This window comes from Arthrobacter sp. Ld5, from assembly GCF_051172775.1.
GTDB lineage: Bacteria > Actinomycetota > Actinomycetes > Actinomycetales > Micrococcaceae > Arthrobacter_D.
This window is the reverse complement of sequence record NZ_JBPKBO010000005.1, coordinates 181,253-206,053: the sequence shown is the minus strand read 5'-3', so window position 1 is coordinate 206,053 and position 24,801 is coordinate 181,253. Positions and strand designations below refer to the sequence as shown.

Below are 24,801 nucleotides of genomic sequence, written 5' to 3'. Positions count from 1 at the left end.
GTGCCCTCGGTGGAGGCGCGGGTGTCGGATGCGGCCATGGCACTGCGAGTGGTGCGGGCCGCGGATCCTACGTGCGGCTGATACAGAGCTGCGTCAGTGAAGGAGTAGGAGCGGGCCGGGATACCCAGGACGGTGCGGGAGGGCCTCGCCGGCCCGACGCGGACAGGAGGGCGCGGCCGGCAGGCATGAGGAGACCTGCGACACCGACGACGATCATCGCCAGCACGCACACGCCCAGCATCATCTCGTCGACGCAGTCTCCACCGCAGCCGCCGAGGACGGCGTGATCCACGGGGACGGAGGCGGCCGCCACGACCATCCCCGCGTCCGAGGACGGGCCGGGCGCCGAAGCGTGGGTGTGGTGCAGGGGCACGGCGCTGTCCGGGACCGCTGCGGCCACTGCGTCAGCGGTGTGGTGGGGCGCCGCGCCGTGTCCCCCGATCCAGACGTGCATCGCGAGGATCCCGACGATGACGGCGCACAGCCCACCGAAGGTCAGCAGGAAGGCGAGGGCCGTGCGCGGCGGCGCCAGGAGGAATGCGCGCATCGTGCGATTCCCTGTCATCGTCTCGTCCCTCCCTCGCTCCGCGATCCCGGCTCCCCGACGGGATGGTGGCCTGGTGGTGCTTCCAGCGTAGCCACTGGTCAGGGCGTCCCGAACCGCTCGGGGCGGAGATCGATCCGCCGCAGGAGCTGTGCGTTGAGGGCGACGACGATCGTGGACACGCTCATGAGAACCGCGCCCGCGGCGGGCGAGAGGAGGATCCCCGCGAACGCCAGCACGCCGGCGGCGAGGGGTACGGCCAGCAGGTTGTACCCGGTGGCCCAGACCAGGTTCTGGATCATCTTGCGGTAGCTGGCGCGCGACAGGTCGATCATCGCCAGGACCGATCGTGGGTCGTTGCCCGCCAGGACGACGCCCGCCGATTCCATGGCGACATCCGTGCCCGCGCCGATCGCGATCCCCACCTCGGCGCGGGCGAGGGCCGGGGCGTCGTTGACGCCGTCTCCGACCATCGCGACCCGCAGGCCGCGCGCCTGCAGCTCGGCGACCTTCGAGTCCTTGTCCTTCGGCAGGACGTCGGCGAACACCTCGTCGATCCCCAGGTCCGCTCCGACGGCGTCGGCCACCTGCCGGGCGTCGCCGGTGATCATGGCGACCTTCACGCCGCGGGACCGCAGGGCGGTCACGGCGGCACGGGATTCCTCACGGACCCTGTCCTCGAGCGTCAGCGCACCGATCACGGCGCCGTCGCTGATGACGTGCAGGACGGACGCGCCGCGATCCATCCAGGCCCGGACGGTGCCCTCGATGCCCGCGGGAGTGTCGAGGCCCAGGTGCCTGAGCAGGTTGGGTCCGCCCACCATCACGTCCCGGCCGTCGACGGTGGCGCGGACGCCGCGGCCGGTCAGGGAGCTGAACCCGGTTCCGGTGCGGGCGAGGTCGACGGCGGCCGGGTCGGCCTGCGCGGCGGCGACGATGGCCCGTGCCACGGGGTGCTCGCTGTCCGCTTCCGCGGCGCCGGCCAGGGCGAGCAGTTCCGCGTCCGGAACGCCGTCGACGGCGGTGATCGCCGTGACTGCGGGCCGGCCCTCGGTGAGGGTCCCGGTCTTGTCGAACAGTACGACGTCGACCGTGCGCATGCGCTCCAGGGCCATCCGGTTCTTGATCAGCACCCCGGCCTTCGCGGCGCGTTCGGTGGAGATCGCGATGACCAGGGGGATGGCGAGGCCGAGTGCGTGCGGGCAGGCGATCACGAGGACGGTGACTGTCCGGATCACCGCGTCGTCCGGGCTCCCGAGGAGCAGCCAGGTGATGAACGTCAGGATGCCGGCGCCGAGTGCGAAGTAGAACAGCAGTGCGGCGGCCCGGTCCGCGAGGGCCTGGGCCTTCGAGGAGGATTCCTGTGCCTCCGCGACCAGGCGCTGGATGCCGGCGAGCGTGGTCTCCGCGCCGACGGCGGTGACCTCCATGCGGACCGCGGTGTCGGTCGCCACGGTGCCGGCGACCACGGTTTCGCCGACACCGCGGGAGACGGTGCGGGACTCCCCGGTGATCATCGATTCGTCGAACTCCGCGGTCCCGTCGACGATCCTCCCGTCCGCCGGGACGCGCGCCCCGGAACGGACCAGGAGGACGTCGCCGGTCCTGAGGGTGCTGACCGGCACGGTTTCCACCCCGGTGGCGGTGACCCTGTCCGCCTCGTCGGGGAGCAGCGCGGCCAGGGCGTCGAGGGCGCCGGCGGCCGAGCCGAGGGCCCGCATCTCCATCCAGTGCCCGAGCAGCATGATGACGATCAGCAGCGCCAGTTCCCACCAGAAGTCGAGGTCGAAACCACCGATGCCCAGGGTCGTGACCCAGGAGGCGGCGAATGCGACGCTGATCGCCATGGCGATCAGCAGCATCATGCCCGGTTGCCGCGCTCTGAGCTCCGCCACTCCGCCCTTCAGGAACGGGGCACCGCCGTAGACGAAGATGACCGTCCCGAGGATCGGCGCGATCCAGCTGGATCCGGGGAACTCGGGCGGCATGGTCCCGAGAAGCATGGTGAACATGGGGCTGAACGCCAGGACGGGCAGCGTGAGCGCCAGGCTGACCCAGAACCGTTGTCTGAACATCGCCGTCGAATGGCCGGCGTGCTCGCCGTGGGAATGGACCTGGTGATCGTCGTCCACGTCGTGCCCGGCACCGCGTGGTGCGGCGTGTTCTTCAGCGGAAAGGGCCGAGCGGGGCTGATCGGCGGGCATCGCCTGACCGTGCGTCGGCTCCGCCCCGGTGTGGTCCTGCGGATGAACGTGCTTGTTCGTGCTCATGGTGCTTCTCCTCCGGCGTCCCGTCTGGCGGGTAGCTGGGTCCTCCGCATCGGGGAGGCAGCTATCTCAGGTGCCACCGAACATATACCCCTGGGGGGTATATGGTCAAGAGGTCCGCCTACCCGAACAGAGCCTGCGAGGAACCGCCGGCGCATACCGCCGCTCACGGCAGCCAGGACGCGGCGCCGCAGTCGGAGATGCCTCGCGCCCATGGTCTTTCGGCGGGCCCGCGCCTACCGTGGGGGCATCACGCGAGGGGGATCCCATGAAGCAGTCCAGAGCGCGGATGGCGCGCGTCATCGTCGAGCCGGGTCGGTTCCCCGAGGCGGAGGAAGCCCTCCGCCGCACGGCCTTCCGGCTCGGGGCGGCACTTCTCGCGGGCCCGACCGGGAATCAGGTCTGCAGCCCGGTCAGTGCGCTCCACGCCCTGTCGATGCTGCGCGCCGGTGCGGGCACGACGACGGCGTCGGCTCTGGACACGGTCCTCGGACTCCCGGAGGAGCACCATGCGGCGATGGACGCGCTCCTCACGACGCTGCAGTACTTCGACGGTGACCCCGTGGACGTCGACGAGGAGGATCCCCCCGGACAGCCGCTGGTGCACCTCGCCAATGCGGTCTTCGTCCCCGAGGGCGGGGCGATCGGCGAGGCGTTCCTCGACACGCTCGCCCGGTACTACGGCGCGGGTGTCCATGCCGTGGATTTCGCCGATCCGGCCACGCCCGGGCAGATCGACGACTGGGTCCGGAGGGAGACCGGCGGGCGTGTCGCGACGGCGCCGCTGGCCGTCGGCCCTGACACGGAGGTGTCCCTGCTGAACGCCGTGTACTTCGCCGCGGCCTGGGACGAGCCGTTCGATGCCTCCGGGACGGGCGAGGACGCCTTCACCCTTGTGGACGGCACGCGGGTCTTCGTGCCGATGATGCACGGCTACCGCTGGGTGCGCTACGCCGGGGACGGCGGCTGGCAGGGCGTCGACCTGCCCTACGGCGGCGGGTTCTTCCTCCGGCTCGTCCTGCCCGCCGAGGGCGTCGCGCCCGCCTGGGACGAGCGCGGGCTGCTCCGGATCGCGGACGGACTCGATGCCGCAGAGAGCATCCGCGTGGATCTGTCGCTGCCGACGTGGGACCACGGCAGCGCCCTGGACCTGCTTCCGGTGCTGGTCCGGCTGGGGCTCGAGCGGATCGTCGGGGCGGGTGCCGACTTCGATGCCATCCGTCCCGGGCTCCGCGTCTCGGGGGCTGCCCAGGCCGCCACCATCACGGTCGCCGAGAAGGGGACCATCGCCGCCGCCGTCACCCAGCTGGCGATGATGACGAGCGCCCCGGTCCCTCCCGAGGTCGTGATTTCCTTCGATCGGCCCTTCGGCTACCAGATCATCCACGAGGACACCGGGTTGCCACTGTTCCTCGGCACGGTCGACGACCCGCGCTGAGGCACCACGGGCGCTGCGGGCGCCGCGGGCGCCTTGGGCGTCAGCGGACGCTGCGCCGCCATGACCCGGGGCCCGGCGTCGGGCCCAGGCGCAGCAGTGCGCGCCGCACCCAGGACCGCCCGTGGCGCCGGCCGTCGTCCTCGGTGCCGCTGTCCTGCAGGGCGACGACGACGGCGGTGAGCGCCGCGAGCTCCTCGTCGGTGGGGTTGCCGGACACCACGGAGAGCACCGTGGCGTCCTCCTCCGACGCAGCGGCCGCCACGCCGTCCTCCTGGGACTCGGGGCCGGTCACAGCGGGATGTTCCCGTGCTTCTTGGCCGGGTTGGCCGAGCGCTTGTCGCGCAGGGCACGGAGTCCGCGGACGATCTGCAGGCGCGTCTCGGACGGCGCGATCACGGCGTCCACGTACCCGAGTTCCGCCGCCTGGTACGGGTTGAGCAGCTCCTCCTCGTACTGCCGGACGACGTCGGCACGCTCGGCCTCGACGTCCCCGCCGGCCTCGGCGACGGCCTTGAGCTGCCCGCGGTACAGGATGTTGACGGCGCCCTGCGCGCCCATGACGCCGATCTGCGCCGTGGGCCAGGCGAGGTTGAGATCCGCGCCGAGCTTCTTCGAACCCATGACGATGTACGCGCCGCCGTAGGCCTTCCGGGTGATGACCGTGAGCTTCGGCACCGTGGCCTCCGCGTAGGCGTAGAGCAGCTTCGCCCCCCGGCGGATGATGCCCTGGAACTCCTGGTCCTTGCCGGGCAGGAAGCCCGGCACGTCCACGAGGGTCAGGATCGGGATGTTGAAGGCGTCGCAGTGGCGCACGAAGCGCGCGGCCTTCTCCGAGGCGTTGATGTCGAGGGTCCCGGCGAACTGCAACGGCTGGTTCGCGACGATCCCGACGGTGTGCCCCTCCACGCGGGCGTAGCCGGTGATGATGTTCGGCGCGTACAGGGCCTGCATCTCGAGGAAATGGGCGTCGTCCACCACGGCGTCGATGACGGCGTGCATGTCGTAGGGCTGGTTCGCGGCGTCGGGGATCAGCGTGTCGAGGGCGAGGTCCTCCTCCGTCTCCTCGAGCTCCTCGACGAAGGCCGTGAGCGGCGCCTCCGCGAGGTTGTTGGACGGCAGGAAGTCGAGGAGTTCGCGGACGAAGCCGATGGCGTCGGCCTCGTCCGTGGCGAGGTAGGCGGAGGTGCCGGTCGTCGAGTTGTGCTGCCGTGCGCCGCCGAGTGTCTCCATGTCCACGTCCTCGCCGGTCACGGTCCTGATGACGTCGGGCCCGGTGATGAACATGTGCGAGGTCTTATCCACCATCACCACGAAGTCGGTGAGCGCGGGGGAGTAGGCCGCACCGCCCGCACACGGGCCCATGATGAGGGAGATCTGTGGGACCACACCCGAGGCGTGGACGTTGTTCCGGAAGATGTCCGCGAACATCGCCAGCGACGCCACGCCCTCCTGGATGCGCGCGCCGCCGCCGTCGTTGATGCCGATCACGGGGCAGCCGTTGCGCAGCGCGAATTCCTGCACCTTGACGATCTTCTCCCCGTTCACCTGGCTCAGCGAGCCGCCGTAGACGGTGAAGTCCTGGCTGTAGACGGCGACCAGCCTGCCGTCGACGGTCGCGTACCCGGACACGACGCCGTCCCCCAGGGGTTTCTTCCTCTCCATGCCGAAGGCCGTGGAGCGGTGCACGGCGAGTGCGTCGAACTCCACGAAGGAGTCCTCGTCCACGAGCAGGTCGATGCGCTCGCGGGCCGTGTTCTTGCCGCGGGCATGCTGCCGCTCGATCGCCTCCGGACCCGAGGGCTGTTCCGAGAGCTCCTTGCGCCTCCGGAAGTCGGCGAGCTTCCCGGCCGTCGTGGTGAGGTCGGGTTGCAGGTCCTGATGCATGAATACTCCGGTCGGCGGGTCGGGGAAGGCGGACACCGCCGCAGGAGCCCCAGCCGCGACTGGAGGTTTCCGACAACGGGCGGCGCGTTTCCCCCAGTCTAGTGAGGATCCTCGGGGTCGCCGTTGTAGGACGTCTACAGTTTCCGCCGTCATCGCTTAGCCGGGCCGTCGATGTTACCCGCGAGTAACATCGGTGCGTCGAGGTCGGTCCGGGGCCCGCCGCTGCATATGGTGGAGCCATGACCGAACGCAACGAAGCGCACCAACCGCAGGCCCCGACGACGCTCGCAGGGCGCACCATCCTCATGTCCGGCGGAAGCCGCGGCATCGGCCTGGCCATCGCCCTCCGGGCCGCCCGCGACGGCGCGAACGTCGCTCTCATGGCCAAGACGGGGGAGCCCCACCCGAAGCTCGAGGGCACCGTGTACACGGCGGCGGAGCAGATCGAGGCCGCCGGCGGCAAGGCCCTGCCGATCGTGGGGGACGTCCGGAACGACGACGACGTCGCGGCCGCGGTGGAGGCGACCGTCCGGGCGTTCGGCGGCATCGACGTCGTCGTGAACAACGCCTCCGCGATCGACCTGTCGAAGACCCCCGACCTGGACATGAAGCGCTACGACCTCATGGCGGACATCAACGTGCGGGGCACCTTCATGCTCAGCAAGTTCGCGCTCGACGCGCTGCGCGGCTCGCGGAACCCGCACATCCTGACGCTGTCCCCGCCCCTGAACCTCGCCCCGAAGTGGGCCGGGATGCACCTGGCCTACACCATGGCGAAGTACGGGATGAGCCTGACCACCCTCGGCCTCGCCGAGGAACTCAAGGACGACGGCGTGGCCGTGAACTCGCTGTGGCCCGCCACCCTGATCGACACCGCCGCCATCCGCAACATGCCCGGCGGCAGCACCCTCGTGCAGGCGGCCCGCAGCCCGGAGATCGTCGCCGACGCTGCCCACGCCCTCCTCGTCCGTCCCTCGCGCTCCTGCACCGGGAACTTCTACACCGACGAGGAGGTGCTGCGCGAGGAGGGCATCACCGATTTGGCCCCGTACAGTCTCGGCGCGCCGGAGGGCCGGCTGGTTCCCGACATCTTCCTCTGACTCCCGGTCCGGTGCGGGCGGGGCCGGATAGGATCGATGTCATGTCCTCCCCCTACTCCAATCTGGAACGCCCCGGCCTGAACGTCGGCGCGCTGAGGACAGCCCTGTGCATGCCGTCCGGTCCGTTCCCGCGGCTCGACATCGTCGCCACGACCGGCTCCACCAACACCGACCTCGTGGAGCACGCGCAGGTGGAGGCGGCCGGATGGCCGGACCTCAGCGTGCTCGGGGCGGAGACCCAGACCGCCGGGCGCGGCCGGCTCGACCGCCGCTGGGAGGCGCCGGAACGCTCGTCGCTGTTCGTGAGCGTGCTCCTGCGCCCCTTCAACCGGCACGGACGGCCCGTCCCCACGACCGCCTACTCCTGGTTCTCCCTCCTCGCCGCGCTCGCGCTCGCCGAGAGCGTCGAGGAGCGCACCAGGATCGCCCCGCAGCTCAAGTGGCCCAACGACGTCACGGTGGACGGCCGGAAGCTCGCGGGCGTCCTGGCCCAGTTCGTGCCCGGTGCGGGTGCCGAGCCCCCCGCCGTCGTCGTCGGGGTGGGACTCAACGTCAGCCTCACGGACGACGAACTCCCGGTCCCCACCGCCACGAGCCTGCTCCTGGAGTACGCGGGCACCACGGACCGCAACGTGCTGCTGAAGTCCTTCCTGCGCACCTTCGCCGACTCCTACCGTGCCTTCTGCGACGTGGACGGCGACGCCCGGGCGGCGTGGGACTCCGGTCCCTCGCTGCTCGACCGCGTCGGCGCCCGGATGGCGACCCTCGGCCAGGACGTCCGCGCGGAGCTGCCCGGCGGCACCGTGGTGGCCGGCCGTGCGCTGTCCCTCGACGCCCACGGCGCCCTCGTGGTGCGCGACGACGACGGCGAGCGGCACACCATCTCCGCCGGCGACGTGGTGCACGTGCGCCCGCAGGCGTAGCCCGTGCGGATCAGGCTGCTGCCCGGGGAGCGCGTCCTCGTCAGGACGCGGCCCAACCCCCTGCCGCTCGCCGGACCGGTTCTCGCGGGGTTCCTCCTCCTCGCCCTCGGGGGCTTCGGGCTCGGCTACCTCGCCCGGCCGGACCTCCCCGGCGGCCTCGCCGAGTGGCAGCCCGTGCTCCTGCCGGTGGTGCTCGCCGTCGCGGTGCTGATGCTCCTGGTGGTCGTCGCGCGACCGATGGTCCGCTGGGCCGGCAACCGGTACGTCCTCACGAGCATGCGCCTCATCCATCGGTCGGGGGCGACGCGGCGCACGGAGCACCAGATCAGCCTGGCGGCGATCTCTCAGCTCCAGACGGACCAGGGGCTGATCCAGCGGATGGTGGGCAGCGGCACGCTCGTCGCCGACCTCGGATTCGATCGCGCGCACGCCTACCGGCACGTTCCGCAGATTGCAACGTTCAAGGAATATGTGGTCCAGGCGATCGGCGAGCTCCCGCTCACCCGCATGTTCGACGGAGTAGACATGGAAATCGATCCGCAGTACGCCCGCGGCGGGACGCCCCGGGTGCAGCAGGAATGGAGGGACGCGCAACCGTGACAGTCGAGGACCGCCGCCAGGCCGGGCAGCCCGCCGACCCCGAGGGTACCGCCGGTGAGGCCATCCTGCCCGCAGGGCAGGGCGGCGACGCGCCCGACGCCGCAGCCTCGACGTCCCCGAAGGCCGTCTGGCAGCTGCTGCCCGACATGGCGACGGGCAGCGACCCGGACGCCCCGCCGTCGAGCGCGGCGCCGATCGAACTGGACCGCGAGACGATCCGACGCCTGGAGCGCGAGCTCCTCGGTGCCGAGCGCACCCTCAAGCGCCGCGACATCGCGGCGGGCGCGGGCGTGTCCCTGCTCTCGGCCCGCAAGCTGTGGCGCGCCATGGGCTTCCCCAACATCGGGGACGACGACGTCGCCTTCACCGAGAAGGACCTCGGCGCCCTCACCACGATCATCGACCTGGTGCGCCAGGAGCAGCTCACCGAGGACGCGGCCATCTCCATCACGCGCGCCGTCGGCCAGATGACGGACCGCATGGTCGTGTGGCAGATCGAGGCGATCGTCGAGGAGATGGTGGCGCAGCGCGGGCTCTCTGACGCCGACGCGCGGAAGACCCTGGTGTCGGAATTGCCGGACCTCATCGATCCGCTCGAGAAGACGCTCGTCTACGCCTGGCGCCGGCAGATGAACGCAGCGGTCCAGCGCCTGGCGCTCCGTGCCGAATCGGGCCTGGCCGCGAGCGAGACGGGCCGCGACGGCGACGAGCAGGACGCCCCGCTGCCGCTCGCACGGGCCGTGGGCTTCGCCGACCTCGTCTCCTACACGAGCCTGTCCCGGCAGATGAACGAGCGGACGCTGGCACAGCTCGTGCAGCGGTTCGAGAACAAGAGCGCTGAGATCATCTCCGTCGGGGGCGGGCGGCTCGTGAAGACCATCGGCGACGAGGTCCTCTACATCGCCGAATCCCCGGAGGCAGGGGCGGAGATCTCGCTGGCCCTGGCCAAGGCCTTCTCCGAGGACGAGTTCCTCCCCGCAGCCCGCTGCTCCCTCGTCTGGGGCCGCGTGCTCTCGCGGCTCGGCGACATCTACGGGCCGACGGTCAACCTGGCGGCGCGCCTCACCGCGCTCGCCGAACCGGGCGAGGTCCTCGTGGATTCCGGCACCGCCGCGACCCTCGCGGCCAACGACAGGTTCGTGCTGACCCCGCACGAACCGCGGCAGGTGCGCGGCTTCGGCGAGGTGCAGCCGGTGACCCTCGCGGCGGGGGCCGGCACGGGGATCATCCTCGACTGACGATCCGGTCCCGACGGTCCGCCGTGGCGTCCCGGGGTCCGGGGCCGGGCAGAGGGCAGAATGGGGACCATGACAGACCAGCAAGGCGGCCTCGAACCGCGGGCGAACGGCTCACACGCCGTCGACGTCGGCCCCACTCCAGCCAGGACCACCGCTCCCCGCCAGCAGGAGGCGGGGACGGCACCCGGGCTCGGTGTGCGGCTCACCTACGGGTTCGGCACCGACCGCGGACTGCGCCGTGAGCTGAACGAGGACTCGTTCCTCGCCGTCGAACCCGTCTTCGCCGTCGCCGACGGCATGGGCGGGCACGAGGCCGGCGAGGTGGCCAGCAGCGTCTGCGTCCGCACCCTCGAGGCCAGCAGCATCGCCGGGACCCGCCTGCCGGCGCTCACGGTCGCCGACCTCGACGACATCATCCAGCAGGCCGACCAGCGTATCCGCGCGGAGGCCGGCGGCCACGCGGGAACCACCCTGACGGGGGTCGTGCTCGTCGAGGACTCGGGCGCGCCCTCCTGGCTGTTCTTCAACGTGGGAGACTCCCGCTCCTACCGGTTGAGCGGCGGGACGTTCGGCCAGATCTCCGTCGACCACTCCGAGGTGCAGGAGCTCGTGGACCTCGGGAGCATCACCGAGGACGAGGCCCGGACCCACCACCGCCGGCACGTCGTGACCCGGGCCCTCGGGACGGGCGACGACGCCGACCCGGACTTCTGGCTCATGCCGGTCGAGGACCGCGACCGCATCCTGCTCTGCACGGACGGACTGAGCGGCGAGGTGACCGACGAGCACATCTACACCATCCTCGCCACCGTCCCCGACCCGCAGGAGGCGTGCGACGAGCTGATCGCGGCGGCCCTCCGGTCCGGCGCCCGCGACAACGTGACGGTGATCGTCGTCGACGCCGCCGATCCCGGCACCCCTGACCCGGACGGGGACCGGATACGGTCCGGCGTCGCCGCGGGCGGCCGGTTCGCCGCGGACGGCGACGGCCGGCCGGTGTCGGAGCCATAGGGCAGGATGGGAACGGTGACCCCAGGACCTGAGAGTGCATCGGTAGACGCCGGCCCGGCCGGGCAGGACGGACCCCCGAGCGACGAGCTGCGCGAGGAGTACGCGCAACTCGTCGAGGAGGTCCGCGCGCATCGGACCGCCTACTACCAGGAGGCCGCCCCGACGATCTCCGACGCCGAGTTCGACGCCCTGTTCCAGCGCCTCGAGAAGCTGGAGGCGCTCCATCCCGAGCTCGTCGCCAACGACTCGCCGACGCAGGAGGTGGGCGGTGAGGTCTCCGCGGCCTTCGCCCCCGTGGACCACCTGGCCCGTATGTACAGCCTCGAGGACGTCTTCTCCCTCGAGGAACTGAGGGCCTGGCTGGACCGCGCGGCGGCCGGCGCCGAGCAGCGCAGCCCCGGCGCGAGCCTCGAGTGGCTGACGGAGCTGAAGATCGACGGCCTCGCCGTGAACCTGCTCTACCGCAACGGGGAACTGGTGCGCGCGGCGACCCGCGGTGACGGTGTGACAGGGGAGGACATCACCCACAATGTCCTCACCATCGCGTCGATCCCGCGGCACCTCGCGGGCGCGGACCACCCCGAGGAGGTGGAGATCCGCGGCGAGGTGTTCTTCCCGACGAAGGAGTTCGGCCAGCTCAACGAGCGCATGGTGGCCGCGGGCAAGGCGCCTTTCGCCAATCCCCGGAATGCCGCCGCCGGTTCCCTGCGCCAGAAGGACCCGGCCATGACGGCGGAGCGGCCGCTGGACATGTACGTGCACGGCATCGGCGCCCGGACAGGGCTGTCGGCGCAGACGCAGTCGGAGACGTACGCGTTGCTGAAGGGGTGGGGCCTGCCGACGTCGCCCTACTACCGGGTGCTCCACAGCCAGGACGAGGTGGTCGAGTTCATCGCCCACTACGGGGACCACCGCCACGACCTGCTGCACGAGATCGACGGCATCGTGGTCAAGGTGGACAGCTTCGCACTGCAGCGCGCGCTCGGCCACACCTCGCGCGTGCCCCGGTGGTCCGTGGCCTACAAGTACCCGCCCGAGGAGGTGAACACCCGCCTGCTGGACATCCTCGTGAACGTGGGCCGGACCGGCCGCGTGACGCCGTTCGGGCTCATGGAGCCGGTCAAGGTCGCCGGCTCCACGGTCAGCATGGCCACGCTCCACAACCAGGAGGTGGTCAAGGCCAAGGGGGTGCTCATCGGCGACGTCGTGGTGCTCCGGAAGGCGGGCGACGTCATCCCCGAGATCGTGGGACCCGTCATGGCCCTGCGCGACCCGGAGAAGGTGCGGCCGTTCGTCATGCCCACCGAGTGCCCGTCCTGCGGCACCCCGCTGCAGCCGGCGAAGGAGGGCGACGTCGACATCCGCTGCCCCAATGCCCGCTCCTGCCCCTCGCAACTGCGTGAACGGGTGTTCCACCTCGCCGGCCGCGGCGCCTTCGACATCGAGGCCCTCGGCTGGGAGGCCGCCATCGCGCTCACCCAGCCCACCGAGCCCGCGGTGCCGCCCATTACCACCGAGGCCGACATCTTCGATCTCACTCCGGAGAAGCTGGCGGACGTCCGGATCGAGCGGGACAAGAAGGTCAAGGGCGTGGTCACGGGCCGCGAACTCGTGCCCTACTTCTATTCCAAGGGCACCGCGAAGAAGCCCTCCGAGCCGAGTGCCACCACCAGGAAGCTGTTCACCGAACTGGAGAAGGCGAAGAAGCAGCCGCTGTGGCGAGTGCTCGTGGCGCTGTCCATCCGGCACGTCGGCCCGACGGCGTCGCGCGCCCTCGCCACGGCCTTCGGCTCCATGGACCGTATCCGCGCCGCGAGCGAGGAGGAGCTCGCCGGCGTCGACGGCGTCGGACCCACCATCGCCGTGGCGCTCACCGAGTGGTTCGCGGAGGACTGGCACCGCGAGATCGTCGACCGCTGGGCAGCGGCGGGCGTGCGCATGGAGGACGACGTCGACGAGAGCACGCCGCGGACCCTCGAGGGCCTGACCGTCGTCGTGACCGGTTCGCTCGAGCGGTACAACCGCGACGAGGCGAAGGAAGCGATCATCACGCGCGGCGGCAAGGCTGCCGGGTCCGTCTCGAAGAACACGAGCTACGTGGTGGCCGGGGAGAACGCGGGCACCAAGCTGGAGAAGGCCGAGGCGCTCGGTATCCCGGTCCTCGACGAGGAGGGCTTCGTCGCCCTGCTCGAGAAGGGTCCCGCGGGCACGGGGCCCGCTGACGGGAGTGCCGGGGCCGACGAGAGCGAGGACGCCGAGGTCGCCGAGGAACTGGAGTCCGGGGCCGGCACCGATCCCGGCGGACGGGCCGAGCCATGACCGCGGGGTCCGGCAGCGGTGATGCCCGGTCGGCCTCCCCGGAGGAGCTCCTGCACCTCGCCCGGCAGGCCGCCGCGGCGGGCGCCGCAGTGCTGGCCAAACGTGATCCCGAGGCACTCGACGCGACGAGCAAGAGCTCGGACAGCGACTGGGTGACCGCGTTCGACGTCGCCGCGGAGCAGGCGGTCCGCACGGTCCTCACGAGCGCCCGGCCGCATGACGCGATCACGGGTGAGGAACTCGGCACCACCGTTCCTGCCGGCTTCACGCCCGACGGCGAGCGCGTCCGCTGGTCGATCGACCCCCTCGACGGCACCACGAACTTCATCCGCAACATCGTCTACTACGGCACGTCCGTGGCCGCCGCAGGCCCCGACGGCACCTGGCTCGCCGGCGTCGTGCACGCGCCCGCGCTCTACCGCATCTACTGGGCGTCCCGCGGTGGGGGAGCCTGGGTGAGCGATCACGGGACGGTGCGGCGCCTCGTCGGCCCGAGGACCGGGCGGGGGCGCCTCCTGGGGACCGGCTTCTCGTACGACGCTGCCACCCGGTCCGAGCAGGTGGTGGCCCTCGGGACGCTCCTCGAGGGCTATGGCGACGTCCGACGGCTCGGCTCGGCCGCCCTGGACCTGTGCCTGGTAGCCGACCGCACACTCGACGCCTTCGTGGAACGCGGCCTGAACGAGCACGACTACGCGGCCGGCGCCCTCATCGCCGAGGAAGCCGGCATGGCCGTGCACCGGCCACGGCTCCGGCCGATGCTCGACGGCGGCCCCACCGAGGCCGAACGGCTGGCCGGTGTCACCGCGGCGGGGCCCGCAGCCCTCGTCGATTCCCTCATGGCCGCGCCGGCCGGGGGAACGGCATGAGCGTGCCGTCCTGGCAGAAGGTCCTGTCCACGCTCGCCGGCGGCCGCGCGCGCGAGCTGTACGCGCATGCCGTGCTCGGGCAGCCGCTCGACGCCACGCCGAAGGAACTGCAGCGGCTCGTCGACGCGGGGCTGCTGACGCCTGAGTACGCGGTCGCTGACGGGCTGTTCAAGCAGGTCCTCGCAGCCGCGGCAGCCCCCACCCCGAAGGGGGTGGACCGGTTCTTCCGGGACGGGCGCATCGACGGCCTGCCGCGGGCGGGACAGGATCGCACCGACCTGCTCGCGCATCTCGCCGGGCGGCTCTTCCCGACCGACGAGGAACTCCGCGAGGCCGAGGTCAACCGGCTGCTCGCGACCGTCACACACGACATCCCGGCCCTGCGGCGCGCGCTCGTCGATGCCGGTTCCCTGGTGCGTCACCCCGACGGCACCGGCTACCGGCGGGTCGCGGTGTCCTGAAGGCCGGCCCCGGTCCGTCCTCCGACGCCGAGGTGCCGATCTGCTCTGTCGCGGGTTCGCGAGCGACGCCGAGGTGCTCTGTCGCGGCACCCGAGCGACCCAGTCTGTCCGCTCGCCCGGGTCTGGCAGCGGGAGGTTGGTCGGGCGTCCTGTCCGGACGTCAGGCGTAGACCATGTCGACGGAAAGGTTCCGCCGAGCCTGCGGAAAGGCAGGAGCCCTGGGACCGTCCGGCGGGTGGCCCGGCACGAGGGTCGGTGCCGGCGAACGGTCGCGCATCCCGGCTCCCCGCTGGTGGTCCCTCCAACTTGGTCTGCTGCCGGGGAGGGGTGGTGCGGTGGAGGAGTAGGTGTGGCCGGTGGGCGTGCTGATCGTGATGGCGTGCCGGGCAATGGATCCTCGGTCGGGCCTGGGGCCGGGTGGTGCTGTGGCCTTCCAGCCGGGGAGTTCCTTGGTGTGGTTGCACGCTTCGCAGAGTCCTGCCCCGTTGGCGAGGCTCGTGGGTCCGTTGGTGCGCCAAGGGATGATGTGGTCGTAGTGCCGGATCGGGGCGTCGCAGTACGGGGTCCGGCAGAGGTCATCCCGGGCCTGGAGGAAGCGGCGCTGGCCGGGCGTGAACAGCCGGGCCCGGGAGTCGGCGGCGATCAGCTCCCCACCGGACGGTGCCGTGTAGAGGCGCCGGAGCCAGACCTGTTGCTTCGCTTTGTCCTGGGTGAGGAGGTCGCGGGCCCAGCCGGCGGGGACGATCCCGTACCCCGGCAGCCGTGCCGGTTCGCTGTCGCCCTGGAACAGGGTGCGGTCGGTCATGATCAGCTGCACCTCGACCCGGGAGAACCCGCCCGGGGCGCCCGTGGTCCGCTCCACGAGGGCATCCGCCATCAGCTGGCCCCGGCTCCGCTCATCGCCTGCGCCGCGCTGGGTGTCGGCGTGCCGGGTCAGCTCAGCGTGCACGGCGACGCCCTGGGCGACCGGGAGGAGGGCGGTCAGGTACGTCATGGTGTCCGGGGCGGGGCGCAGACTCACATGCCGGTCCCGGGCAGCGTGGGCCGCCCGCTGGGTGACCGACCGGGGATCCCGCCGGTACGCCGCCGCCCGCGCCGCAGCAACCAGCTGCCTATCCCCGGCGCCGTCGAACGTTCCCCTGTCCGGGCTGAGGTCCTCGTCGACCGCGCACCGATCCGCCGCCGACAGGCACGCGGTCTCCCGGACCAGCAGCGTCGCCCGCCACTCGTTCAGCTGCCCCGTCTCCAGGGCGGTGAGGGTGTGAGGCATCTCCGTCACCAGGGCCCGCGCCAGCCCGAGCAGCCTGCTCCCGCGGGCCGGGGACTCCCGCCGGGCCAGGGCGAGCTGCGCACCCACCCCCTGACCCCGCTCCCCGGCAGGGACACCAGCGGCGGCCTGGGATTGGCGCTGGGCGAGGTCGAACGCGACCGCGGCCCTCGCCTGCCGGCCCGCGATCGCCGACTTCAACTCCTCTAGGACCCGCACCTCATCGATCAGCTCGGCGCCGTCCGCACTCAGCGGGAGGGAGGCCAGGGCGTCGACCAACTCCCGCACCCCGGCAACCCCCGAAGCACCACCGATACCGGCGGTGACGGGAGGAGCGATGCGGCTGCTGTCCATACCGAATTCTCCCAACCACCACCGACATTATTGGGGCTGTCACGGCCTGTTTCCACACCGCGAATGTCCGTCGGTTGCCGATGGGGTTCGTCTAATCAGGTCCGTTGAATGTGCCGTGGTGAGCGCCTGATGACATCGGCCGACGGTGGACGGCCGATGGCGGAGGCCACGGGGCACGTGAATGGTGACCGCGGCACGCAGCGGACGCGGAGTGGCCGGGCTTACGGCTTTGACCGCCCACGCGAGAGAGGAGCCCCGCACTGAGCGCGACCGGGTCTTTCGTCCCTGTCCGCGAGGAGGCGCCCGGTGTCTACTCGAAGCACCCGGCCCCCGACCGGGCCGATCCCACTGAGAGTCTGGAGTGTGTCATGACCGATGTACAGCTGTGGCCGTCGTTCGGGTCCGGCAGGAACTTCCCCTTCAACGCCGTCAGCCGGTCGCCCCTGGACCTCCTCGATTCGATGGAACGGCTCTTCGGGTCGTCGTCGTCCGGGCCGGCCTCCATCCGGGTCGAGGAGTTCGTCGACGGCAAGAACCTGGTGGTCCGCGCTGAGATGCCGGGGCTCGATCCCGAGAAGGACATCGAGGTCAGCATCGAGAACGGCGTCCTGCGGATCAGCGCGCACCGGGAGGAGAAGGAGGAGCACAAGGAGAAAGACCGCTACCGGAGCGAATTCCGCTACGGGTCCTTCCGGCGGGACATCGCGCTCCCCGACGGAGTGAAGGACGAGGACATCCAGGCGAGCTACGCCGACGGGGTGCTGAACGTCAGGACGCCGCTCCCGGACGACGCGAAGCACGAGGGACCCCGGAAGCTCCCCGTCACGCGGGGCTGATCGGCGGCAGGAGCAGGACCGGCGCCCGCCGGGACGACGGCGTCCCGGCGGCGCCTGCGCGTGGCAAAATGAGCCCGTGACCACCGCACCCTCCGGGAACGCCCCCGCCGACGCCCGCATCACCGTCCGGCCCGTCCGGCCCGAGGACTACGAGGACGTCCGCCGCATCACGCGCGGCGCGTACCTCGACGCCGGGTACTTCACCGACGAGGCGCACCCCTACATGGCCGTCCTGGCCGACATCGAGCACCGGGCCGAGCACGCCGAGGTCTGGGTGGCGGAGCGCGACGGCGTCGTCGTCGGGTCGGTCGCCCTCACCTTCGCGGGCCAGCGGTACACCGACATCGCCGTCGAGGGGGAGCTCGAGTTCCGGATGCTCGCCGTGGATCCCGTCGTGCAGCGCGGCGGTGTCGGTCGCGCCATGGTGGAGCGCATCATCGACCACGCCCGGACGATCCCCGGCATCGAGGCCGTGAGCCTGACGAGCGGCTCCGACATGGTGCGCGCCCACCGCCTCTACGAGTCGATGGGCTTCGTCCGTGTACCCGACCGCGACTGGGAGGTCCCGAACGAGGACATCCTCCTCTGGGTCTTCCGCCTGCCCCTGTAGGCACAGGCTCCCGCCGTCGTCGGATGCCGCCCCCGCCGACACCGGGCGCGGGCCGCCGCCGTCCCTGAGGCCGGACGCGCCCGCACTAGACTGGAGGCAGATACCCACCTCCGACTTCCAGGGGAGATCCATGGCTGAGATCAACCGGGACGACGTCGCGCATCTTGCGCGGCTCGCCCACATCGACATGACCGACGACGAGCTCGACCGCATGGCCGGGGAACTCGCGGTGATCGTCGAATCAATCAAGAGCGTAAGCGAGGTCGCCGGCGACGACGTCCCCGCGACGAGCCACCCGATCCCGCTGAGCAACGTGTTCCGCGACGACGTCGTGGGGGAGACCCTCAGCAACGAGGAGGCCCTCCTCGGCGCTCCCGACAACGCCGACGGCCGCTTCAAGGTCCCTGCAATCCTGGACGGGGAGTAACCCATGACAGACCTGATCCACCTCTCCGCCGACGCCCTCTCCCAGAAGCTCGCCGCCAGGGAGGTCTCCGCCGTCGAGGCGACGCAGGCCTACCTCGACCGCATCGACGCCGTGGACGGCGCGATCAACGCGTTCCTGCACGTCAACACCGACGAGGCGCTGCTCGTCGCCGCCGGCGTCGACAAGGCCCGCACGGACGGCGACACCCTGCACCCGCTCGCCGGTGTGCCCATCGCGGTCAAGGACCTGATCGTGACCAAGGGCCAGCCCACCACAGCCGGATCGAAGATCCTCGAGGGCTGGCAGAGCCCCTACGACGCCACCGTGGTCCGCAAGCTTCGCGCCGCGCGGATGCCGATCCTCGGCAAGACGAACCTCGACGAGTTCGCCATGGGCTCCTCCACCGAGCACTCCGCATACGGTCCCACGCGCAACCCCTGGGACCTCGACCGCATCCCCGGCGGGTCCGGCGGCGGGTCCGCGGCCGCCGTCGCCGCGTTCGAGGCCCCCCTGGCGCTCGGCACCGACACCGGTGGCTCCATCCGGCAGCCCGGCGCCGTCACCGGCACCGTCGGCGTGAAGCCCACCTATGGCGGGGTGTCCCGCTACGGCGCGATCGCCATGGCCTCCTCGCTCGACCAGATCGGCCCCGTGTCCCGCACCGTCCTCGACAGCGCCCTGCTGCACGAGGTCATCGGCGGCCACGACCCCCACGATTCGACGTCGCTCACCGATCCGGTCGGTGCCCTCGTCGAGGCCGCCCGCCTCGGCCAGGTCGAGGGCATGCGCATCGGCGTGATCAAGGAGCTCCAGGGCGAGGGATACCAGGCTGGCGTCCTCACCCGCTTCACCGAGTCGCTCGAACTGCTGCGCTCGGCGGGTGCCGAGATCGTCGAGGTCTCCTGCCCCAATTTCCGGTACGCGCTCAGCGCCTACTACCTGATCATGCCGTCCGAGGCCTCCAGCAACCTGGCCAAGTACGACGGCGTGCGCTTCGGCCTGCGCGTGGTGCCCGAGGGCATGCCCACGATCGAGCGCGTCATGGGGGCCACACGCGCGGCGGGCTTCGGCGACGAGGTCAAGCGCCGCATCATCCTCGGCACCTACGCCCTGAGCGCCGGCTACTACGACGCCTACTACGGCTCGGCGCAGAAGGTGCGCACGCTCATCCAGCGCGACTTCGCCGCAGCCTTCGAGCAGGCCGACGTGCTGATCTCGCCGACCGCCCCGACCACGGCGTTCAAGCTGGGCGAGAAGCTCGACGACCCGCTGGCGATGTACCTGAACGACGTCGCCACCATCCCGGCCAACATGGCCGGGGTCCCCGGGCTGTCCCTGCCCGGAGGCCTCGCGGACGAGGACGGGCTGCCCGTCGGCATCCAGCTGCTCGCCCCCGCCCGCAAGGACGCCCGGCTCTACCGCGTGGGCGCCGTCCTCGAATCGCTGCTCGAAGCCACGTGGGGCGGGCCGCTGCTGGCCCAGGCCCCCGAGATCACAGGTGGTAAATGATGACTGCTGTAACCGATGAGGTCCTGTCCTTCGACGAGGCCATGGAGAAGTACGACCCGGTGCTGGGGTTCGAGGTCCACGTGGAGCTCAACACGCGCACCAAGATGTTCTCCTCCGCGCCCAACGCGTTCGGGGACGTGCCCAACACCAACGTGACCCCGGTGGACCTCGGGCTGCCCGGCGTGCTGCCCGTCGTCAACGGCGTCGCCGTCGAGTCCGCGATCAAGATCGGCCTCGCGCTGAACTGCAAGATCGCCGAGAAGTGCTATTTCGCGCGGAAGAACTACTTCTACCCGGACACCCCGAAGAACTTCCAGACGTCCCAGTTCGAGGACCCCATCGCCTATGACGGCAGCATCGACATAGAGCTCGCCGACGGCACCGTGTTCACGGTGGAGATCGAGCGCGCCCACATGGAGGAGGACGCCGGCAAGCTCACCCACATGGGTGGCGCGACCGGCCGCATCCAGGGCGCCGAGTTCTCCCTCGTGGACTACAACCGGGCGGGGGTGCCCCTGATCGAGATCGTCACGAAGCCGATCGTCGGTGCCGGCTCGCGTGCCCCCGAGCTCGCGAAGGCCTACGTCGCCGCGATCCGCGAGATCGTCAAGAACCTCGGCGTCTCGGACGCCCGCATGGAGCGCGGCAATGTGCGCTGCGACGCGAACGTCTCCCTCAAGCCGAAGGGCCAGGAGAAGTTCGGTACCCGCACCGAGACCAAGAACGTGAACTCGCTGCGCGCCGTCGAGCACGCCGTCCGGTACGAGATCCAGCGGCACGCCGCCGTGCTGGATTCGGGCACGCCGATCCTGCAGGAGACGCGCCACTGGCACGAGGACACGCGCTCGACGACGTCGGGGCGCCCCAAGTCCGACGCCGACGACTACCGCTACTTCCCGGAGCCGGACCTCGTGCCCGTCGTGACGAACGATGCCTGGATCGAGAAGCTGCGCGCCGAACTCCCCGAGCCGCCCGCCGAGCGCCGCAAGCGCCTGCAGGCCGACTGGGGCTATTCCGACGCCGAGTTCCGCGACGTCGTCAACGCCGGGGTGATGTCCTCGATCGAGGACACGGTCGCGGCCGGCGTCAGCGCCGCCGTCGCCCGCAAATGGTGGATGGGCGAGATCTCGCGCCGCGCCAAGCTGGCCGACGTCGAGCCCGCGGAGCTGGGTGTCACGCCCGAGCTGATCGTGGAGCTCAACGCGCTCATCGAGTCGGGCAAGATCAACGACAAGCTCTCCCGCGACGTGCTCGATGGCGTCCTCGCCGGTGAGGGCACGCCGGCGGAGGTCGTCGAGCAGCGCGGCCTCGCGGTCGTGTCCGACGACGGCCCGCTGCTCGAGGCGATCGACGGCGCCCTCGCGGCCCAGCCCGACGTCGCGGACAAGATCCGGGGCGGCAAGGTCCAGGCCGTCGGCGCGATCGTGGGCGGCGTCATGAAGGCCACCCGCGGGCAGGCCGACGCCGGCCGTGTGCGCGAACTGATCCTGCAGCGCCTCGGCGTCGAGGGCTAGCAGCCGCTGCACCGTGTCCTGTCCCGTGGCTCCCCGCTTCGGGTGGGGCCGCCGCGGCGGCGGTGCAGACCCGGGGCAACGTTCCCACGGGTCTGCACCGCTGCCCCGGGTCTGCGTCCCCAGGAGGTCCTATGGCGGTCATGCCGCAGGCTGAGTTCGACGCCCGGCCATCGCTCGTCCGCGCCCTGCTCGATGATCAGCTGCCGGAGCTGGCGCATCTGCCGGTGCGGTTCGCGGGCAGTGGGTGGGACAACACGCTCTTCCGGGTGGGGGAGGACCTCGTGGCCCGCCTGCCCAGGCGTGCCGTCGCCGACGCGCTGATGGTCGCGGAGCAGCAGTGGCTGCCCGGCCTCATCGCCACCGTGTCCGTGCCGACGTCGGCGCCCCTGCGGATCGGCCGGCCCGGTGCCGGCTATCCGTGGCACTGGTCGGTTTCCCGGTGGATCGACGGCGCGAGCGGCAGCACCGTCCCGCGCACCGAACGCTCCCGTGCCGCCGTCCCGCTCGCGCGCTTCCTCGCGGAGTTCCACCGGCCCGCGCCCGCCGACGCTCCCGTCAGCCCCGTGGGACGCGGCGGTCCGCTGGCGGCGCGCGACGGCGTCGTCCGGCCCCGGGTGGCGTCGCTGCGAGGGGTCCCCGGGGTACCCGCCGATGCCCTGTTCCGCGTCTGGGAGAACGCCCTCGCGGCACCGGTGTGGTCGGGCGTGCCGCTCTGGCTGCACGGCGATCTGCATCCGGCGAACGTTGTCCTCGCGGCCGACCGCACGCTCGCCGGCGTCGTCGACTTCGGGGACCTGTGCTCCGGGGACCCGGCGACGGACCTCGCGGCGGCCTGGCTGCACTTCGACGCCGCGGGCCGGTCCGCCTTCCGCGCCGAGACGGAACGCCTGCGCCCGGTCGACGCCGCGACGTGGCAGCGCGCCAGGGGCTGGGCGCTGAGCATGGGCAGTGCCATGGCGGCATCCTCCGACGACTCCCCGACGTTCCTCCGCCTCGGGGTCGAGACCCTGGCCGCGGTCCTCGACGACGCGCCGTAGCCCTGACGACGCGGGTGCACACACCCGGCGCGGCGTGCGCACCCCGCGCGGCATGCGCACACCCGGCGCGGCGGCACAAACCCGGTGGGGCGTTCCCCCGGGTCTGCGCACCCGCCGCGGCGGCCCGGGCCTGTCGTCCTTGCACCCGGCACGCCCCCAGCCCGGCGCCGCTGTTACTGTGGCTCGGGGCACATTCCGCCCTGGCACTCGTCCCGCACGATCCCGACGCGATCCGTCGGCGACAGGCGCGGCATGGAAGGAACCGTTCAGTGAAGGCGCTGTACAAATCCGGGGCGCATCCCGGCTTCGAGCTCGTGGACCGGCCCGAACCCGATCCGGGGTGGGGCGAGGTCAAGATCCGGGTCATGACCACGGGCATCTGCGGCACGGACCTCCACATCGAGAGCTGGGATCCCTGGGCCCAGGGCATGATCACCGCACCGCTGATCCCCGGCCACGAGTTCTACGGCGAGGTCGTCGCCCTCGGTGAGGGCATCCGGGACGTCCGCATCGGGGACCGCGTCTCCGGCGAGGGCCACATCGTCTGCGGGATCTGCCGCAACTGCCGCGCCGGCCGCCGGCAGATGTGCATCCGCACCTCGAGCGTCGGCGTCCAGCGCGACGGCGCATTCGCCGAGTTCGTCGTCGTGCCCGAGACCAACGTCTGGGTGCACGACGCGACCATCACGCCCGAGCTCGGCGCCGTCTTCGATCCCTTCGGCAACGCCGTCCACACCGCCCTGAGCTTCCCGCTCGTCGGGGAGGACGTCCTGATCACGGGCGCGGGGCCGATCGGCCTGATGGCCGTCGCCGTCGCCCGCCACGCGGGGGCCCGCAAGATCGCCATCACCGACGTCTCCGCGCCGCGGCTCGCCCTCGCGTGCGGCGTCGGGGCGGACATCGCCATCGACGTCAGCAGGCAGCGCGTCGCCGACGCGCAACGCGAACTCGGCATGAAGGAGGGGTTCGACGTCGGGATGGAGATGTCCGGTCATGCCACGGCCCTGCCCGAGATGATCGACAATATGAACCATGGCGGGCGCATCGCCATGCTCGGCCTGCCGGCGGGGCCGATCTCCATCGACTGGGGCAAGGTGGTCACCCATATGCTGACCCTCAAGGGAATCTACGGCCGGGAGATGTTCGAGACCTGGTACGCGATGAGCGCGATGCTGCAGTCCAACGGGACCTTGCGCGCGGCCGTCTCGTCCGTGGTCACCGACTGCCTTCCCGCCCGGGAATGGCAGCAGGGATTCGCGACAGCGCGCAGCGGCGCGAGCGGCAAAGTGGTCCTCGACTGGACCACCCTCTAGGAGGTTCGGAAGACATGTACTCAGCAGTCCGCGACCAGTTCGCCGGGGAACTCGACGAGATCCGCCGTGCGGGCCTCTTCAAGCACGAGCGCCGCATCTCCTCACCGCAGTCCAGCCACATCACGGCCGGTGCGCTCGGGGCCGACGACGCCCCGGTGCTGAACTTCTGCGCCAACAACTACCTCGGCCTCGCCGACCACCCGGACATCATCGCCGCGGCCAAGACGGCCCTGGACGAGCGCGGCTTCGGCATGGCGTCCGTCCGCTTCATCTGCGGCACCCAGGACCTGCACCTCGAGCTCGAACGCCGCGTCTCGCGGTTCCTCGGCACGGAGGACACCATCCTGTTCTCCTCCTGCTTCGACGCGAACGGCGGCGTGTTCGAATCCGTCCTCGGAGCGGAGGACGCCGTCATCTCCGACGCCCTGAACCACGCGTCCATCATCGACGGCATCCGCCTGTCCAAGGCGCAGCGCTTCCGCTACGCCAACCGCGACATGGCGGACCTCGAGGCGAAGCTGCAGGAGGCGGCGGGGGCACGACGGCGCCTGATCGTCACCGACGGCGTCTTCTCGATGGACGGCTACCTCGCACCGCTCGAGGCGATCTGCGATCTCGCCGAACGCTACGACGCGATGGTCATGGTCGACGACTCGCACGCCGTCGGCTTCATGGGTGCCACCGGCGCCGGCACGCCCGAGCATGCCGGGGTCGCCGACCGAGTGGACATCTTCACGGGCACGTTCGGGAAGGCCCTCGGCGGGGCGTCCGGCGGGTACGTTGCCGCCCGGGCCGAGATCGTGGCCCTCCTGCGGCAGCGCGCCCGCCCCTACCTGTTCTCGAACTCGCTCGCGCCGTCGATCGTCGCCGCGACCCTGACCGCCCTCGACCTGGTGCAGAACAGCACCGACCTGCGGTCCGCGCTCACCGCGAACGCGGCGCTGTTCCGCGGCCGCATGATGGAGGAGGGCTTCGACCTGCTCCCCGGGGAGCACGCGATCGTCCCGGTGATGTTCGGGGACGCCGTCCTCGCGGCCCGGACGGCCGACGCCATGCTCTCGCAGGGCGTCTTCGTGACGGCCTTCAGCTACCCCGTGGTCCCGAAGGGCGCTGCCCGGATCCGCGTGCAGCTCTCGGCCGCGCACACGGCCGCGGACATCGAGGCCTGCGTCCGTGCCTTCGTCGCCGCCCGCGCCGCGGTCGCAGCGCACCCGGCCGACGTCGACGGCGCCGCCGGCGCGCACGTGGGCTGACGTCGCCGGCGCGCACGCGGGCTGACC

Annotated in this window: 22 protein-coding genes; 17 read left to right on the top strand and 5 right to left on the bottom strand. The window is 71.4% G+C overall.

All coding sequences use genetic code 11. The features are described 5' to 3' along the window. Positions 1–67: 67 nt before the first annotated feature. Positions 68–547, bottom strand: coding sequence for a hypothetical protein (locus tag ACSGDB_RS03510; protein ID WP_434992878.1), 480 nt, complete (start codon positions 545–547; stop codon positions 68–70). A 98-nt stretch (positions 548–645) separates the two neighbouring features. After that, entirely contained in the window at positions 646–2,814 is a 2,169-nt protein-coding gene (locus ACSGDB_RS03505) for a heavy metal translocating P-type ATPase (RefSeq protein ID WP_434992877.1), read from the bottom strand. A gap of 265 nt (positions 2,815–3,079) precedes the next feature. On the opposite strand from ACSGDB_RS03505, the gene ACSGDB_RS03500 reads away from it, so the two are divergent. Beyond that, positions 3,080–4,249, top strand: a complete 1,170-nt coding sequence (locus ACSGDB_RS03500; protein ID WP_434992874.1) for a serpin family protein — start codon at positions 3,080–3,082, stop codon at positions 4,247–4,249. Between the two features lie 40 nt (positions 4,250–4,289). On the opposite strand, the gene ACSGDB_RS03495 is transcribed toward ACSGDB_RS03500, so the two are convergent. Both ACSGDB_RS03495 and ACSGDB_RS03490 read right to left on the bottom strand, forming a co-directional pair. After that, the gene (locus ACSGDB_RS03495) at positions 4,290–4,541 is read right to left on the bottom strand and encodes an acyl-CoA carboxylase subunit epsilon (RefSeq protein ID WP_434992873.1); all 252 of its coding nucleotides are present in this window, start codon (positions 4,539–4,541) and stop codon (positions 4,290–4,292) included. Then, positions 4,538–6,121: an acyl-CoA carboxylase subunit beta gene (locus ACSGDB_RS03490; RefSeq protein WP_434992950.1), complete on the bottom strand. Its 1,584-nt coding sequence runs from the start codon at positions 6,119–6,121 to the stop codon at positions 4,538–4,540. The genes ACSGDB_RS03495 and ACSGDB_RS03490 overlap by 4 nt, the downstream gene beginning before the upstream one ends. Before the next feature lie 251 nt (positions 6,122–6,372). On the opposite strand from ACSGDB_RS03490, the gene ACSGDB_RS03485 reads away from it, so the two are divergent. The 8 genes from ACSGDB_RS03485 to ACSGDB_RS03450 all read left to right on the top strand — a co-directional run bounded on the left by ACSGDB_RS03485 (position 6,373) and on the right by ACSGDB_RS03450 (position 14,654). Continuing rightward, complete coding sequence (locus tag ACSGDB_RS03485) at positions 6,373–7,233, top strand: SDR family oxidoreductase (protein WP_434992871.1); 861 nt, start codon at positions 6,373–6,375, stop codon at positions 7,231–7,233. Positions 7,234–7,274: 41 nt separating this feature from the next. Continuing rightward, entirely contained in the window at positions 7,275–8,156 is an 882-nt protein-coding gene (locus ACSGDB_RS03480) for a biotin--[acetyl-CoA-carboxylase] ligase (protein ID WP_434992869.1), read from the top strand. 3 nt (positions 8,157–8,159) lie between these two features. After that, the gene (locus ACSGDB_RS03475; protein WP_434992868.1) at positions 8,160–8,756 is read left to right on the top strand and encodes a PH domain-containing protein; all 597 of its coding nucleotides are present in this window, start codon (positions 8,160–8,162) and stop codon (positions 8,754–8,756) included. A 146-nt stretch (positions 8,757–8,902) separates the two neighbouring features. Then, positions 8,903–9,994: an adenylate/guanylate cyclase domain-containing protein gene (locus ACSGDB_RS03470; protein ID WP_434992949.1), complete on the top strand. Its 1,092-nt coding sequence runs from the start codon at positions 8,903–8,905 to the stop codon at positions 9,992–9,994. A gap of 69 nt (positions 9,995–10,063) precedes the next feature. Next, positions 10,064–11,005, top strand: coding sequence for a PP2C family protein-serine/threonine phosphatase (locus ACSGDB_RS03465; protein WP_434992866.1), 942 nt, complete (start codon positions 10,064–10,066; stop codon positions 11,003–11,005). 6 nt (positions 11,006–11,011) lie between these two features. After that, the gene (gene ligA, locus ACSGDB_RS03460) at positions 11,012–13,324 is read left to right on the top strand and encodes an NAD-dependent DNA ligase LigA (RefSeq protein WP_434992865.1); all 2,313 of its coding nucleotides are present in this window, start codon (positions 11,012–11,014) and stop codon (positions 13,322–13,324) included. Continuing rightward, positions 13,321–14,193 carry an inositol monophosphatase family protein gene (locus tag ACSGDB_RS03455; protein ID WP_434992864.1) on the top strand — a complete coding sequence of 291 codons (873 nt, stop codon included), beginning with the start codon at positions 13,321–13,323 and terminating at the stop codon, positions 14,191–14,193. The genes ligA and ACSGDB_RS03455 overlap by 4 nt, the downstream gene beginning before the upstream one ends. Then, positions 14,190–14,654, top strand: coding sequence for a DUF2087 domain-containing protein (locus ACSGDB_RS03450; RefSeq protein ID WP_434992863.1), 465 nt, complete (start codon positions 14,190–14,192; stop codon positions 14,652–14,654). Before ACSGDB_RS03455 ends, ACSGDB_RS03450 begins: the two co-directional genes overlap by 4 nt. Before the next feature lie 160 nt (positions 14,655–14,814). On the opposite strand, the gene ACSGDB_RS03445 is transcribed toward ACSGDB_RS03450, so the two are convergent. Further along, positions 14,815–16,275 carry an HNH endonuclease gene (locus ACSGDB_RS03445; RefSeq protein ID WP_434992862.1) on the bottom strand — a complete coding sequence of 487 codons (1,461 nt, stop codon included), beginning with the start codon at positions 16,273–16,275 and terminating at the stop codon, positions 14,815–14,817. A 368-nt stretch (positions 16,276–16,643) separates the two neighbouring features. Here ACSGDB_RS03445 and ACSGDB_RS03440 point away from each other — a divergent pair, with 368 nt between their 5' ends. The 8 genes from ACSGDB_RS03440 to ACSGDB_RS03405 all read left to right on the top strand — a co-directional run bounded on the left by ACSGDB_RS03440 (position 16,644) and on the right by ACSGDB_RS03405 (position 24,774). Next, on the top strand, positions 16,644–17,111 hold the full coding sequence (locus tag ACSGDB_RS03440; RefSeq protein ID WP_434992860.1) for an Hsp20/alpha crystallin family protein: 468 nt from the start codon (positions 16,644–16,646) through the stop codon (positions 17,109–17,111). 76 nt (positions 17,112–17,187) lie between these two features. Then, positions 17,188–17,721, top strand: a complete 534-nt coding sequence (locus ACSGDB_RS03435) for a GNAT family N-acetyltransferase (protein ID WP_434992859.1) — start codon at positions 17,188–17,190, stop codon at positions 17,719–17,721. 130 nt (positions 17,722–17,851) lie between these two features. Further along, positions 17,852–18,148 (top strand): Asp-tRNA(Asn)/Glu-tRNA(Gln) amidotransferase subunit GatC, encoded by a 297-nt coding sequence (gatC, locus tag ACSGDB_RS03430; protein WP_434992857.1) that lies wholly within the window; start codon positions 17,852–17,854, stop codon positions 18,146–18,148. A gap of 3 nt (positions 18,149–18,151) precedes the next feature. Next, positions 18,152–19,657, top strand: coding sequence for an Asp-tRNA(Asn)/Glu-tRNA(Gln) amidotransferase subunit GatA (gene gatA / locus ACSGDB_RS03425; RefSeq protein ID WP_434992856.1), 1,506 nt, complete (start codon positions 18,152–18,154; stop codon positions 19,655–19,657). After that, positions 19,657–21,171 carry an Asp-tRNA(Asn)/Glu-tRNA(Gln) amidotransferase subunit GatB gene (gene gatB / locus ACSGDB_RS03420; protein WP_434992948.1) on the top strand — a complete coding sequence of 505 codons (1,515 nt, stop codon included), beginning with the start codon at positions 19,657–19,659 and terminating at the stop codon, positions 21,169–21,171. Before gatA ends, gatB begins: the two co-directional genes overlap by 1 nt. 140 nt (positions 21,172–21,311) lie before the next feature. Beyond that, entirely contained in the window at positions 21,312–22,208 is an 897-nt protein-coding gene (locus tag ACSGDB_RS03415; protein WP_434992855.1) for an aminoglycoside phosphotransferase family protein, read from the top strand. Positions 22,209–22,477: 269 nt separating this feature from the next. Further along, on the top strand, positions 22,478–23,521 hold the full coding sequence (gene tdh, locus ACSGDB_RS03410; RefSeq protein ID WP_434992853.1) for an L-threonine 3-dehydrogenase: 1,044 nt from the start codon (positions 22,478–22,480) through the stop codon (positions 23,519–23,521). Between the two features lie 14 nt (positions 23,522–23,535). After that, the gene (locus tag ACSGDB_RS03405) at positions 23,536–24,774 is read left to right on the top strand and encodes a glycine C-acetyltransferase (RefSeq protein ID WP_434992852.1); all 1,239 of its coding nucleotides are present in this window, start codon (positions 23,536–23,538) and stop codon (positions 24,772–24,774) included. Positions 24,775–24,801: the final 27 nt, after the last annotated feature.

Bases quoted from the DNA above. Each gene is read 5' to 3' on its own strand.
- gatC (WP_434992857.1), top strand. From the start codon at position 17,852: ATGGCTGAGATCAACCGGGACGACGTCGCGCATCTTGCGCGGCTCGCC.
- gatB (WP_434992948.1), top strand. From the start codon at position 19,657: ATGACTGCTGTAACCGATGAGGTCCTGTCCTTCGACGAGGCCATGGAG.
- ACSGDB_RS03470 (WP_434992949.1), top strand. From the start codon at position 8,903: ATGGCGACGGGCAGCGACCCGGACGCCCCGCCGTCGAGCGCGGCGCCG.
- ACSGDB_RS03485 (WP_434992871.1), top strand. From the start codon at position 6,373: ATGACCGAACGCAACGAAGCGCACCAACCGCAGGCCCCGACGACGCTC.
- ACSGDB_RS03510 (WP_434992878.1), bottom strand. From the start codon at position 547: ATGCGCGCATTCCTCCTGGCGCCGCCGCGCACGGCCCTCGCCTTCCTG.
- ACSGDB_RS03415 (WP_434992855.1), top strand. From the start codon at position 21,312: ATGCCGCAGGCTGAGTTCGACGCCCGGCCATCGCTCGTCCGCGCCCTG.
- ligA (WP_434992865.1), top strand. From the start codon at position 11,012: ATGGGAACGGTGACCCCAGGACCTGAGAGTGCATCGGTAGACGCCGGC.
- ACSGDB_RS03405 (WP_434992852.1), top strand. From the start codon at position 23,536: ATGTACTCAGCAGTCCGCGACCAGTTCGCCGGGGAACTCGACGAGATC.
- ACSGDB_RS03455 (WP_434992864.1), top strand. From the start codon at position 13,321: ATGACCGCGGGGTCCGGCAGCGGTGATGCCCGGTCGGCCTCCCCGGAG.
- ACSGDB_RS03480 (WP_434992869.1), top strand. From the start codon at position 7,275: ATGTCCTCCCCCTACTCCAATCTGGAACGCCCCGGCCTGAACGTCGGC.
- ACSGDB_RS03505 (WP_434992877.1), bottom strand. From the start codon at position 2,814: ATGAGCACGAACAAGCACGTTCATCCGCAGGACCACACCGGGGCGGAG.
- gatA (WP_434992856.1), top strand. From the start codon at position 18,152: ATGACAGACCTGATCCACCTCTCCGCCGACGCCCTCTCCCAGAAGCTC.
- ACSGDB_RS03440 (WP_434992860.1), top strand. From the start codon at position 16,644: ATGACCGATGTACAGCTGTGGCCGTCGTTCGGGTCCGGCAGGAACTTC.
- ACSGDB_RS03450 (WP_434992863.1), top strand. From the start codon at position 14,190: ATGAGCGTGCCGTCCTGGCAGAAGGTCCTGTCCACGCTCGCCGGCGGC.
- ACSGDB_RS03465 (WP_434992866.1), top strand. From the start codon at position 10,064: ATGACAGACCAGCAAGGCGGCCTCGAACCGCGGGCGAACGGCTCACAC.
- ACSGDB_RS03445 (WP_434992862.1), bottom strand. From the start codon at position 16,275: ATGGACAGCAGCCGCATCGCTCCTCCCGTCACCGCCGGTATCGGTGGT.
- ACSGDB_RS03500 (WP_434992874.1), top strand. From the start codon at position 3,080: ATGAAGCAGTCCAGAGCGCGGATGGCGCGCGTCATCGTCGAGCCGGGT.